Below are 11,668 nucleotides of genomic sequence, written 5' to 3' on the forward strand. Positions count from 1 at the left end.
GAAACGTCCGTCTACAGGATCCGCCGTGGTCAGCGGATCTCGGTGATCGTCGGGCCCTGCTCCAGCTGGCCCATGCCGCCGGAGAAGCGGGAGCCCTCCTGGTCGTCGGTCTGCACGCCGTCCGGCACCATCTGGGCGTCGTTCGGCAGCTTCAGCACGATCGGGTCGCGCGGAGCCATCGGGCCGTCGCCGCGCACGATGACGGTCTCCCGGAAGATCTGCTCCAGCACGCCCGCCGACTCGGGGCGCACCGCGCCCTGGCCGGAGATGACGCCGCGCAGGAACCAGCGCGGGCCGTCGACGCCGACGAAGCGGACCAGCTGGGCGCCGGTCTGGCCGTCGGGCATCGGTACGGGCACCTGGGCGCGCAGCTCCCAGCCCAGCGGACCCTCGACCTCGTCGATGATGCCGCCCTGCTGGGTGATGCCCGTGGCGATCTCCTCGCGGACCTCGCCCCAGATGCCTTCCTTCTTGGGCGCCGCGAAGGCCTGCAGCTGCACGGCGCTGTCGCCGAGGACGACCGTCGCGGCGACGATCGCGTCACCGGCGACCTCGACGCGCAGCTCCATGCCCTCGACACCCGGTACGAGAATGCCGCCCAGGTCGACGCGGCCGTCCTCGGGTGCACCGAGCACCTCGGAGACGTCCCAGGGGCCGTCGGGCCGCGGGGCCGGCGGCAGGTTCACCCTGCGGGGCGCGGAGTCGGCCTCCTCGCCGCCGTTCTGCTCATCGGCAGCCACGCCGTCCACGACCTGCTCGGCCGCGCCGCCGTCCTTGGCGGAGTCGTTCTTCTTGCGACGTCCGAACACGTCACTGTCCTTCCCGGTCGGATACGACCGAAGCGTAGCCATTCCCACCCTGCTGACCAGCGCCGTTTCCGGCCACGGCCGCATGACCGCCGGTGGAGCCGAAACCCCCCTCGGCCCGGGCCGAGCCGGGAAGTTCCGCCACCTCGTGGAAGCGCACCTTCTCGACCCGCTGGACAACCAGCTGGGCAATGCGGTCGAAGCGCTCGAACCGGACGCTCTCGCGCGGGTCGAGATTGACCACGATCACCTTGATCTCCCCACGGTACCCGGCATCCACCGTCCCCGGGGCATTCACGAGCGCGAGCCCGCAGCGCGCGGCCAGGCCCGAGCGCGGGTGCACGAACGCCGCGTACCCGTCGGGCAGGGCGATGGACACCCCCGTGGGCAGTACCGCGCGCTCGCCGGGCTCCAGCTCGGCCGCCTCGGTGGTCACCAGGTCGCAGCCGGCGTCGCCGGGATGGCCGTACGCGGGAAGGGGCACCTCGGGGTCGACGCGCTTGATCAGCACGTCGACGGGTGCGTGGTTGGGGTTGGACAGAGCCATCAGGGGTTCACCTCGAAGGCGCGTGCGCGCCTGACCTGGTCCGGGTCGGACATCGCCGCCCGGATCTCCTCGGGCCGACCGTTGTCGATGAAGTGGTCGACCTTCACCTCGATGAAGAGCGCGTCCGCGCGCACGGCGACGGGGCCGTCGGGCCCGCCCGTCCGGCCGACCGCGGTGGAGTAGATCTTGCGCCCGGCGACGGCGGTCACCTCGGCCTCCAGGTACAGCACGGTGTCCACGGGCACCGGCCGTACGAAGTCCGTCTCCAGCCGTCCGGTCACCGCGATGACGCGCAGCAGCCAGTTCAGGGAGCCCAGCGTCTCGTCGAGCGCGGTGGCGAGTACGCCGCCGTGGGCGAGACCGGGAGCACCCTGGTGGGCGGGCCTGACGGTGAACTCGGCCGTGACGCGCACACCTTCGCCCGCGCGGGCCTCCAGGTGGAGTCCGTGGGGCTGGCCCTCACCGCAGCCGAAGCAGTGCTCGTAGTGCGCACCGAGCAGCTCGCCGGGTGCCGGGGCGTCGGGGTGCCTGACCGGTGCGGCGGCATCGGCCGGGGGCGTCAACGCTGTGTTTCGTCCACTCACAGGCGCAGACCTTACCCGCGCCGCTACCCGCCGGTCGCCTCGTGGCAGGCTTGACACCATGCAGCTCTCCCCCGCGCACCACGACGAACGTCTGACCGCCCCCCGCTCCTGGTGGGCCATCGCCGCGCTCATCGGCCTCGCGTGCGCGCTGATGCTGCTGCCGCTGGGCACGCTGCCGCTGCTGGCCGGGCTGGTCGGGGGCACCGCGCTGGCGGGGATGCTGGTGAGTTCGTACGGCTCCGCCCGTGTGCGCGTGGTGAACGGCGCGCTGGCGGCCGGCGACGCCCGGATCCCGGTGACGGCCCTGGGCGAGCCCGAGGTGCTGGACCCGGAGGAGGCGCGCGCCTGGCGCACGTACAAGGCGGACACCCGCGCCTTCATGCTGCTGCGCAGCTACGTCCCGACGGCGGTGCGCATCCCGGTCACCGATCCCGAGGACCCGACCCCGTACGTCTACGTCTCCACCCGCGAGCCGCAGGCCCTGGTCTCGGCGATCCGGTCGGCCAAGGGCTGACGGGCCGCGGGCCGGGCGTCCCGGCGTCAGGGGCGGGCGAGGAGCAGGCGCGGGCCGGGCGCAGGGGGTGTCAGGCCGGGGGCCGGTCGCCGGCCGGCGCTTCGAGGGCGGCCCCGATGGCCTCGGGAAGGGGCTCGGAGGGCTGTTCAAGGCGCGGAAGCTGCGGCAGCGAGTCCCAGGCCACGGCCCGGCTCCGCAGGTCGGCACGGACCTTCTCGGCGAGTTTGCGGGTGTCGCGGTGGTTCATGACCGCGCCGACGGCCGCGCCCACCATGAACGGCAGCAGGTTCGGCAGGTTGCGGAACGTCCGCTTCACGATCTGCTGGCGCAGTTCGCGCTTCATCTGGCCACCGAGCGCGACGTTCAGCGTCGTCGGCTTCGTCAGGTCCACCCCGCGCTCCTCCGTCCACGCGGTCAGGTAGGCGAGGCTGCGCTCCTTGAGGTTCCCGGACGGCCGCAGACCGTAGACCTCGTGGAGCTCCGCGATGAGCTTCAGCTCGATGGCGGCGACCCCGGTGATCTCCGCGGCCAGTTCGGCGGGCATCGCGGGCGGCACCGGCAGCATGGCCGCGGCTCCGATGCCCGCGCCCACCGTGGAGGTGCCGTACGAGGCGCCCGCGATCAGCTTGTCGGCGAGCTGATCGGGACCGAGGCCCGGGAACTGCGCGCGCAGGGTCGCGAGGTCCCGAACCGGAACGCGCGGTGCGTTCTCGATGATGCGGTCCGCGATGTGCAGGACGGCGGCCCTGGCATGTTCGCCGCCCTTGCGCACACCGCTCGTTACGGCTTGCAGCCGACGGGTCCCGGACCTGCGCCGGGCCGCCTCGTCGGGCTCCGCGGCCGACGGCGCCGCCGTGGCGGCGCCGGAGGACACGGCGGGTACGCCGGGGGCCCCTGGGCCCGTTTCCGGGTCCGTGGCCCCCGCCTGCGCCTCCGCCGGATCACCGGCTTTTCGAAAGCGCCGCTTCCGAAACGGTGTCGAGCCGGTCACGGCCGACACCTCTCAGTCGCAGTCGCGGCAGATCGGCTGGCCGTTCTTCTCCCGTGCCAGCTGGCTGCGGTGGTGCACCAGGAAGCAGCTCATGCAGGTGAACTCATCGGCCTGCTTGGGCAGCACCCGGACGGCCAGCTCCTCGTTGGAGAGGTCCGCACCGGGGAGCTCCATGCCCTCCGCCGCGTCGAAGTCGTCGACGTCGACGTTCGAGGACGACTTCTCGTTGCGCCGGGCCTTCAGCTCTTCGATGCTGTCGTTGTCGACGTCGTCGTCAGTCTTGCGCGGGGTGTCGTAGTCCGTTGCCATTGTTCGCTCTCCCCCTCTGGGATTTAGCGGTGTCTCAGCGCACGTAACGCGCGAGAGGCCGGACTTGTGCCCGACCTGAGGCGGAGATTTTGCCTCACATCAAGGTCTGTTACTCAATCGACACCCAGCCGCACGCCTGAAGAAGCGATTGACTGGGATGACGACCGGGACCGTACACGGTCCGGGGCCCGTCTTGCACAAACGCCACCCCGTGTATTTCCCGCCGTTCGAGGGGCGGGAAACCCGGACTTCCCGGGCTTTCCGGCCTCTTTCGGGGTCACTGAACGCACATGACCCAACACTCGACAATGTGATCGATCACACAGTCGGAACCCTCCCCGCCCTCGCGCCATTCAGCCAACAGCGAACAAATGACAAGGGACTCACAGGGGCAAAGTGACACGCATCACGAGGCCACCGCCCTCGCGCGGCGTCGCCGAGATCCTGCCGCCGTGTGCGCGGGCCACAGAGCGTGCGATCGACAGGCCGAGCCCCACACCCTTGTCACTGCCCGTGCGCTCCGTACGCAGCCGCCTGAAGGGCTCGAAGAGGTTGTCCACCTCGTACGCGGGAACCACGGGACCCGTGTTCGAGACGACGAGGACCGCATGGCCGTGCTCCGACTCGGTGGTGACCTCCACCCAGCCGTCCTCCGGCACGTTGTACCGGACGGCGTTCTGCACCAGGTTGAGCGCGATCCGCTCCAGCAGGACGCCGTTGCCCTGGACCACGGCGACCGCCCGCTCGCCGCGGATCTCGACGCCCTTCACCGCGGCCTCGCCGCGCGCCTGGTCGATGGCGCGCGAGGCGACCTCCGCCAAGTCCACGGGCTTGCGCTCGACTATCTGGTTGTCACTGCGGGCCAGCAGCAACAGGCCCTCGACCAGTTGCTCGCTGCGCTCGTTGGTGGCCAGCAGCGTCCTGCCCAGCTGCTGGAGCTCCACGGGCGCGCCCGGGTCCGACAGGTGCACCTCCAGCAGCGTCCGGTTGATCGCCAGCGGGGTGCGCAGCTCGTGCGAGGCGTTCGCGACGAACCGCTGCTGGGCCGTGAAGGCCCGCTCCAGCCGGTCGAGCATCTCGTCGAAGGTGTCGGCGAGCTCCTTGAGCTCGTCGTCCGGCCCGTCCAGCTCGATCCGCCGGGTCAGGTCGGAGCCGACCACGCGGCGGGCGGTCCGGGTGATCTTGCCGAGCGGCGAGAGCACCCGGCCCGCCATCGCGTAGCCGAAGGCGAAGGCGATGATGCTGAGGCCGAGCAAGGCCATCAGCGACCGGCTGAGCAGGTCGTCGAGCGCGTGCCTGCGCTGCTCCAGGATGCAGGTGTTGATCGCGGCGTTGAACTGGTCGTGCGTCTGGCCCGTGCCGACCACGCCGGGGCAGGTGCTGGTGACCTGGATGTCCGTTCCACCGACGATCTTGAACGGGAGTCCGTTGCCCTCGCGCAGCGCCTGCGCCGCCAGCAGGTAGATGATCGACAGCAGCAGGATGCCGGCGATCAGGAACATCCCGCCGTACAGCAGGGTGAGGCGTATGCGGATGGTCGGCCGCAGCCAAGGGAAAGGACCCTCGGGCTGGCCGGGGTCCCAGGTCGGTCTCGGCGGCACCGTTGGTGGTGCCGGGGTCGCCGCCACCCGCGTCAGATCCGGTATCCGGAGCCAGGCACGGTCACGATGACCGGCGGCTCCCCGAGCTTGCGCCGCAGGGTCATGACCGTCACCCGCACCACGTTCGTGAAGGGGTCGGTGTTCTCGTCCCATGCCTTCTCCAGCAGCTGCTCGGCGGAGACGACGGTCCCCTCGCTCCGCATGAGAACCTCCAGCACCGCGAACTCCTTGGGCGCCAGCTGCACCTCCCTGCCTTCACGGAACACCTCGCGCCGGTTCGGGTCCAGCTTGATGCCGGCCCGCTCCAGTACGGGGGGCAGGGCGACGGTGGTGCGCCGCCCCAGGGCACGCACGCGGGCGGTCAGCTCGGTGAACGCGAAGGGCTTGGGCAGGTAGTCGTCGGCACCCAGTTCGAGGCCTTCCACCCGGTCGCTCACGTCACCCGACGCCGTCAGCATCAGCACGCGGGTGGGCATGCCGAGCTCCACGATCTTGCGGCAGACGTCGTCGCCGTGCACGAGCGGGAGGTCCCGGTCGAGCACGACCACGTCGTAGTCGTTCACTCCGACGCGCTCCAGGGCCGCGGCGCCGTCGTACACGACGTCCACGGCCATGGCCTCCCGGCGCAGCCCGGTGGCCACCGCATCGGCGAGCAGCTGCTCGTCCTCGACGACGAGTACGCGCACGTCGTTTCCTTCCATCGGGCCCTGAGGGCACACGTGTATTGCGTCGTCCATCCTGCCCGTTTCAGCCGTAAACCGGCTGTAAGGCGCCGCTCAGGGGCTTGCGGGGGCCGGAAGTGAGGATTCCCTCGCCTCCCGAGGTTTCTGGGCCCAGGGTGCCGGGGAGGACGTCAGCACACCCCATCCACTCCCTGACGGCGGACAGCCACGTGCCGCCGCCGACCCACGAAGAGGGGGCGAACCCATCATGGACGCATTCACCGCGGGTCTCCTGCAGCGCATCCGGGCCACGCAGTCGGACCTCAAGCAGGCCCGTGAGACGGGCGACGACTTCCTCGTGGAAGTGGAGCAGGCGGAACTGGAAGATCTCCAGCGCCTCGCCGCCGAACACGGAGTCGCCGTCTCCGCCTGACGACCTCACCAGTCCAGCCCGAACCCCGGCGGCCGCACGCGGCAGCCGGGGTTCCCTCATGCCGGGCCCCGGACCGCACGGGTTCGGACCGCACATGCCCGGACGGCACGGGCCCGGCCCTGCGAGCCCGGTCGTAACAGACCGGGCCGTACGGCCCGGCCTCCGCGGCCCTCAGTCGTGCCAGGCCCCGGCCTCCTCCAGCAGCGGCTGGAGCGAGGCGAAGACCGCGGGCGTGGCGGCCAGCGCCAGCTCCCCCGAGGCCGGCCGTCCCGGCCTCCCGCCGGTGACCGCCCCGGCCTCCCGGGCGATCAGCTCGCCCGCCGCCAGGTCCCAGGGGTTGAGCCCCCGCTCGTAGTACGCGTCCAGCCGCCCGGCGGCGACATCGCTGAGGTCCAGCGCCGCCGATCCGCCCCGCCGGATGTCCCGCACCCGGGGGATCACCCGCTGCGCGACGTCCGCCTGCCGCTCCTTGCGCGCCTGGAGGTACGCGAAGCCGGTCCCGACCAGCGCCTGGTCCAGCGGCGCGGCCGCCCGGCAGGCCAGCCGGACCTCCCCCAGCCACGCCCCGCCCCCGAGTACCGCGTGGTACGTCTCGCCCCGCATCGGCGCGGCCACGACGCCGACCACGGTCTCGCCCTCGTACTCGGCGGCGATCGACACGCTCCAGCTCGGCAGCCCGTACAGGTAGTTGACGGTGCCGTCCAGCGGGTCCACGACCCACCGCACCCCGCTGGTCCCGGGGCTGTCCGCGCCCTCCTCGCCCAGCAGCCCGTCCTCGGGCCGCTGCCGCGCGAGGATGCCGGTGATCAGCTTCTCCGCCGCGATGTCCATCTCGGTCACCACGTCGATGGGGCTGCTCTTCACCGCCGCCACCGCGAGATCGGCCGGCCGGCCGTCCCGCAGCAGTTCCCCGGCCTGCCGGGCGGCGTCCAGACCCACTTCCAGCAGTTCGGCCTTCAGTTGTTCGGAGATCACGGTCCGGCCTTCCTAGGCGTACGGGCTGTCGACGCCCGCGGCCGCCGGCCGGGGCCCGCGCGCCGGGCAGCAGCCCACCGCGCACAGATCGTGGCTGGGCCCGAGGAGCCCCAGCGCACACCGCTCCACCGGCTCGCCCCGCTCCGCCGCGGCGCGCTCCAGCACCAGTTCCCGGACCGCCGCCGCGAACCGCGGGTCGGCCCCGACCGTCGCCGACCGCGCGACCGGAAGCCCGAGCTCCGCAGCCTTCGCCGTCGCTTCCGTGTCGAGGTCGTAGAGGACCTCCATGTGGTCCGAGACGAACCCGATCGGCACCATCACCACCGCCGGGGCCCCGGCGCCGTGCAGCGTCTCCAGGTGGTCGCAGATGTCCGGCTCCAGCCACGGGATGTGCGGGGCGCCGCTGCGCGACTGGTAGACGAGCTCCCAGGGCAGCTCCGTGCCCGTCTCGGCCCGCACCGCCTCCGCGATCACCTGCGCGACGTCCAGGTGCTGCCTGACGTAGGCCCCGCCCTCGCCGCCCGCGGTGTGCTCCTCGACCGGGCCGGAGGTGTCCGCGGCCGCGGTGGGGATCGAATGCGTGGTGAAGGCCAGGTGCGCGCCGGCGCGCACCTCCTGCGGCAGCGACTCCAGCGCGGCGAGCACCCCGTCGATCATCGGCTGCACGAAGCCGGGGTGGTTGAAGTAGTGCCGCAGCTTGTCGACCTCCGGCAGCTCGGCGACGCCCTCGTCGGCCAGCGCCGCCAGCGCGTCCGCGAGGTTCTCGCGGTACTGCCGGCAGCCCGAGTACGAGGCGTAGGCGCTGGTCGCCAGCACCGCGATCCGGCGGCGCCCGTCGGCGGTCATCTCCCGCATCACGTCGGTGAGGTACGGAGCCCAGTTCCGGTTTCCCCAGTACACGGGCAGGTCCAGCCCGTGCCCGGCGAAGTCCTTGCGCAGCGCGTCCAGCAGTTCGCGGTTCTGCCCGTTGATCGGGCTGACCCCGCCGAAGCCGAAGTAGTGCCGGCCGACCTCCTTGAGCCGCTCGCGCGGGATGCCGCGCCCGCGCGTCACGTTCTCCAGGAACGGCACGACGTCGTCGGGGCCCTCGGGGCCGCCGAAGGAGAGCAGCAGGAGGGCGTCGTAGGGGGCCGCGAGGCCTTCGGCCGCGGGCGCGTCGGGGGCACGGAGCTGGTCTGACATGCGTCGAATCCTGCCACTCGGCGTGTACGCGGGAGAACCGTCCGGTCCGCATGCCGGGACGCATCACAGGTAAGGTGACCCTAAGTTCACTGCTGGAACCCGTCGGTGCCGAATTTTCCCCGTGCGGGTGCCTTCCGGGCGGCCGTAACCTGTACGAGCCAATGCCGTCCCTTACGGAGAGACCTTGCCCAGTCCCTACCGCGCGATCTTCGCGGCCCCCGGCACCAAGGCCTTCAGCGCCGCCGGCTTCATAGGCCGGCTGCCGATATCCATGGTGGGCGTCGGCATCCTCACGATGATCTCCGAGATCACCGGGCGCTACGCGATGGCCAGCGCCCTCACCGGCACTCTGGCCCTGGCCGCGGCCTTCATCGGCCCCCAGGTCTCCCGGCTGGTGGACCAGTACGGGCAGCGGCGGGTGCTGCGCCCCGCCACCCTGGTCTCCGTCGCCTCCGTCACCGCGCTGGTGCTGGCCGCGGCGAACGGCCTCCCCGACTGGACCCTCTTCGTCTTCGCGGCCGTGGCGGGCTGCGTGCCGAGCGTCGGCTCGATGGTCCGCGCCCGCTGGACCGTCCTCTACCGCGATGCGCCGCGCGAGCTGCACACCGCGTACTCCTTCGAGTCCGTGGTGGACGAGGTCTGTTTCATCTTCGGCCCGATCCTGGCCATCGGACTGTCCACGACCTGGTTCCCGGAAGCCGGACCGGTGATCGCGGCCGTCTGCCTGCTCGTCGGCGTCTGGCTGCTCATCGCGCAGCGCTCCACCGAGCCGGCGCCGCACCCGCGCAGCCACGACGGCGACCGGACCTCCGCCCTGCACTCCCCCGGCCTCCAGGTGCTGACGGCCACCTTCGTGGCGACCGGCGCGATCTTCGGGTCCATCGACGTGTCCACCCTGGCCTTCGCCGAGGAGCAGGGCCAGAAGTCCGCCGCCAGCTTCATCCTCGCCGTCTGGGCGGCCGGATCCTGCCTGGCCGGCATCGTCTTCGGCCTGCTCCACCTCAAGGGCCGGACCGAACGCAGGTGGGTACTGGGCATCTGTGCGATGGCCGTGAGTATGATCCCCCTCCTACTGGCCGGGAACCTTCCGTTTCTGGCCGTGGCGCTCTTCGTCTCGGGCCTCGCCATCGCTCCCACGATGATCACCACGATGGCCCTGATCGAGGCGCACGTACCACGCGCGAAGCTCACCGAGGGCATGACGTGGATCACCACGGGCCTCGCGGTCGGCGTCGCGGTCGGGTCCTCCGTGGCCGGCTGGGTGATCGACGCGGCCGGCGCGAAGAACGGGTACGTCGTCTCCATCTCGGCGGGGACCGCCGCGGCGGCGGTCGCGTTCGCGGGTTACCGCCGGCTGACGAGGCCGGCGCAAGGGGAGGAGCCAGCCAACGATGGGGACTTCGACAGCAGCAGGGAAGAACCGGCCGGGGACGCGGGCCGCGTGGCATAACTGGGCGGGCAACGTCACGGCCACACCGGCCCGGACAGTGACCCCGGCCTCCGTCGGGGAGCTTCAGGAGGCGGTGCGCCGGGCCGCCGAGGACGGGCTGAAGGTGAAGGCGGTCGGCACCGGCCACTCCTTCACCGCGGCCGCCGCGACCGACGGGGTGCTCGTGCGCCCGCAGGCGCTGACCGGGATCCGGGAGGTCGACCGCGCCGCCGGCACCGTGACGGTGGCCGCGGGCACGGTGCTCAAGGACCTCAACCTGGCCTTGGCCCGGGAGGGCCTGTCGCTCACGAACATGGGCGACATCATGGAGCAGACGGTCTCGGGCGCCACCAGCACCGGCACCCACGGCACCGGCCGCGACTCCGCCTCCATCGCCGCCCAGATCCGCGGCCTGGAGCTGGTCACGGCGGACGGCCGGCTGCTGACGTGCTCAGAGAAGGGGGACGACGAGGAACGCGCGGTCTTCGCGGCCGCCCGGATCGGCATCGGCGCCCTCGGCATCGTCACCGCCATCACCTTCGCCGTGGAGCCGGTCTTCTTCCTGACCGCCCGTGAGGAGCCCATGGGCTTCGACCGGGTGACCGCCGAGTTCGAGCAGCACTTCGCGGAGAACGAGCACTTCGAGTTCTACTGGTTCCCGCACACCGGCAACTGCAACACCAAGCGCAACAACCGCAGCCAGGGCCCCGCCGCCCCGCCCGGGGCCGTGAGCGCCTGGGTCGAGGACGAGCTGCTGTCCAACGGCATCTTCCAGGCCGTCAACTCGCTGGGCCGCGCTGTCCCGGCGACGATCCCCTCCATAGCCCGGATCGCGAGCCGCGCCCTGTCCGCGCGCACCTACACGGACATCCCCTACAAGGTGTTCACCAGTCCGCGCCGGGTGCGCTTCGTGGAGATGGAGTACGCCCTCCCGCGCGAGCAGGTGGTCGAGGCGCTGCGGGAGCTGAAGGCGATGGTCGACCGCTCGGGACTGCGGATCAGCTTCCCCGTGGAGGTGCGGACGGCTCCGGCGGACGACATCGCGCTGTCGACCGCCTCGGCGCGGGAGACCGCGTACATCGCGGTGCACATGTACAAGGGCACTCCGTACCAGGCCTACTTCACGGCTGCCGAGCGGATCTTCACCGCGCACGGCGGACGGCCGCACTGGGGCAAGGTGCACACGCGGGACGCGGAGTACCTCGCCCGGGTCTACCCCCGCTTCGGGGAGTTCACCGCGCTGCGGGACCGGCTGGACCCGGACCGGCTGTTCGGCAACGACTACCTGCGGCGGGTCCTGGGAGAGTGACCCCGGCTCAGGGGCCGTCCTGCCGCCCCGGCCCGCTCGGCGCGGGCGTCGGGGCGGGCGGAGTCGGGGCCGCCCCGCCTTCCCGCCGGTGCCGGGGCCCTGCTCCGGGCCGGCGGGCCGCTCGTCGAGTGTGTGCCGCCTCTCGCGACCTCTCGCACATCACCGCTCTCAGCAGTTACTAACTGCTAGGCGAAACGGGTAGTTCCGTTTCTGGGGATTCTGTGAAGCAAGACGCCTTGAAACGTGCGGGGTCGCAGGTCCGGCCCGATTCAGGGCAGCCCAACTCCCGCCACCCACGACAACTTCGGCGGCGCGGCGGTCCACCC

General features: G+C 71.8%; 13 protein-coding genes. 4 read left to right on the forward strand and 9 right to left on the reverse strand.

The window, feature by feature from the left end; genetic code table 11:
* Positions 1-29 precede the first annotated feature (29 nt).
* From ABTY04_RS17515 to ABTY04_RS17525, 3 genes are read right to left on the reverse strand one after another with little or no spacing between them, the layout of a single operon-like run.
* Positions 30-809: a DUF3710 domain-containing protein gene (locus ABTY04_RS17515; RefSeq protein ID WP_352214219.1), complete on the reverse strand. Its 780-nt coding sequence runs from the start codon at positions 807-809 to the stop codon at positions 30-32.
* Between the two features lies 1 nt (position 810).
* Positions 811-1,353, reverse strand: coding sequence for a dUTP diphosphatase (gene dut / locus ABTY04_RS17520; RefSeq protein WP_352214220.1), 543 nt, complete (start codon positions 1,351-1,353; stop codon positions 811-813).
* Positions 1,353-1,937, reverse strand: coding sequence for a PaaI family thioesterase (locus ABTY04_RS17525; protein ID WP_352214221.1), 585 nt, complete (start codon positions 1,935-1,937; stop codon positions 1,353-1,355). The genes dut and ABTY04_RS17525 overlap by 1 nt, the downstream gene beginning before the upstream one ends.
* A 58-nt stretch (positions 1,938-1,995) precedes the next feature.
* On the opposite strand from ABTY04_RS17525, the gene ABTY04_RS17530 reads away from it, so the two are divergent.
* Positions 1,996-2,451, forward strand: coding sequence for a DUF3093 domain-containing protein (locus tag ABTY04_RS17530; protein WP_352214222.1), 456 nt, complete (start codon positions 1,996-1,998; stop codon positions 2,449-2,451).
* A gap of 70 nt (positions 2,452-2,521) precedes the next feature.
* On the opposite strand, the gene ABTY04_RS17535 is transcribed toward ABTY04_RS17530, so the two are convergent.
* The 4 genes from ABTY04_RS17535 to ABTY04_RS17550 form a co-directional block, all read right to left on the reverse strand.
* Positions 2,522-3,442 carry a hypothetical protein gene (locus tag ABTY04_RS17535; protein WP_352214223.1) on the reverse strand — a complete coding sequence of 307 codons (921 nt, stop codon included), beginning with the start codon at positions 3,440-3,442 and terminating at the stop codon, positions 2,522-2,524.
* Positions 3,443-3,454: 12 nt separating this feature from the next.
* Entirely contained in the window at positions 3,455-3,751 is a 297-nt protein-coding gene (locus tag ABTY04_RS17540) for a DUF4193 domain-containing protein (RefSeq protein ID WP_053676268.1), read from the reverse strand.
* Positions 3,752-4,134: 383 nt separating this feature from the next.
* Positions 4,135-5,379: a sensor histidine kinase gene (locus ABTY04_RS17545; RefSeq protein ID WP_352214224.1), complete on the reverse strand. Its 1,245-nt coding sequence runs from the start codon at positions 5,377-5,379 to the stop codon at positions 4,135-4,137.
* A 5-nt stretch (positions 5,380-5,384) separates the two neighbouring features.
* Positions 5,385-6,038, reverse strand: a complete 654-nt coding sequence (locus tag ABTY04_RS17550) for a response regulator transcription factor (RefSeq protein WP_030036265.1) — start codon at positions 6,036-6,038, stop codon at positions 5,385-5,387.
* Positions 6,039-6,282: 244 nt separating this feature from the next.
* Between ABTY04_RS17550 and ABTY04_RS17555 the strand changes: the two genes are divergently transcribed.
* On the forward strand, positions 6,283-6,447 hold the full coding sequence (locus ABTY04_RS17555) for a hypothetical protein (RefSeq protein WP_352214225.1): 165 nt from the start codon (positions 6,283-6,285) through the stop codon (positions 6,445-6,447).
* Positions 6,448-6,618: 171 nt separating this feature from the next.
* Here the strand turns inward: ABTY04_RS17555 and ABTY04_RS17560 are convergent, their stop codons facing one another.
* The gene (locus ABTY04_RS17560; RefSeq protein ID WP_502996657.1) at positions 6,619-7,422 is read right to left on the reverse strand and encodes an inositol monophosphatase family protein; all 804 of its coding nucleotides are present in this window, start codon (positions 7,420-7,422) and stop codon (positions 6,619-6,621) included.
* A 12-nt stretch (positions 7,423-7,434) separates the two neighbouring features.
* Positions 7,435-8,604, reverse strand: a complete 1,170-nt coding sequence (locus ABTY04_RS17565) for a ferrochelatase (RefSeq protein ID WP_352214226.1) — start codon at positions 8,602-8,604, stop codon at positions 7,435-7,437.
* A gap of 184 nt (positions 8,605-8,788) precedes the next feature.
* Here ABTY04_RS17565 and ABTY04_RS17570 point away from each other — a divergent pair, with 184 nt between their 5' ends.
* Entirely contained in the window at positions 8,789-10,054 is a 1,266-nt protein-coding gene (locus ABTY04_RS17570; RefSeq protein ID WP_352214227.1) for an MFS transporter, read from the forward strand.
* Positions 9,996-11,342 carry a D-arabinono-1,4-lactone oxidase gene (locus tag ABTY04_RS17575; protein WP_352214228.1) on the forward strand — a complete coding sequence of 449 codons (1,347 nt, stop codon included), beginning with the start codon at positions 9,996-9,998 and terminating at the stop codon, positions 11,340-11,342. The genes ABTY04_RS17570 and ABTY04_RS17575 overlap by 59 nt, the downstream gene beginning before the upstream one ends.
* The last annotated feature ends 326 nt before the right edge of the window (positions 11,343-11,668 follow it).

The sequence above is a fragment of the Streptomyces sp. NPDC097981 genome, from assembly GCF_040302565.1.
Lineage (GTDB): Bacteria > Actinomycetota > Actinomycetes > Streptomycetales > Streptomycetaceae > Streptomyces.

What these genes read in the sequence shown, in the direction of transcription:
- dut (WP_352214220.1), bottom strand. Translation starts at nt 1,353, where the DNA reads ATGGCTCTGTCCAACCCCAACCACGCACCCGTCGACGTGCTGATCAAG.
- ABTY04_RS17530 (WP_352214222.1), top strand. Translation starts at nt 1,996, where the DNA reads ATGCAGCTCTCCCCCGCGCACCACGACGAACGTCTGACCGCCCCCCGC.
- ABTY04_RS17540 (WP_053676268.1), bottom strand. Translation starts at nt 3,751, where the DNA reads ATGGCAACGGACTACGACACCCCGCGCAAGACTGACGACGACGTCGAC.
- ABTY04_RS17555 (WP_352214225.1), top strand. Translation starts at nt 6,283, where the DNA reads ATGGACGCATTCACCGCGGGTCTCCTGCAGCGCATCCGGGCCACGCAG.
- ABTY04_RS17565 (WP_352214226.1), bottom strand. Translation starts at nt 8,604, where the DNA reads ATGTCAGACCAGCTCCGTGCCCCCGACGCGCCCGCGGCCGAAGGCCTC.
- ABTY04_RS17575 (WP_352214228.1), top strand. Translation starts at nt 9,996, where the DNA reads ATGGGGACTTCGACAGCAGCAGGGAAGAACCGGCCGGGGACGCGGGCC.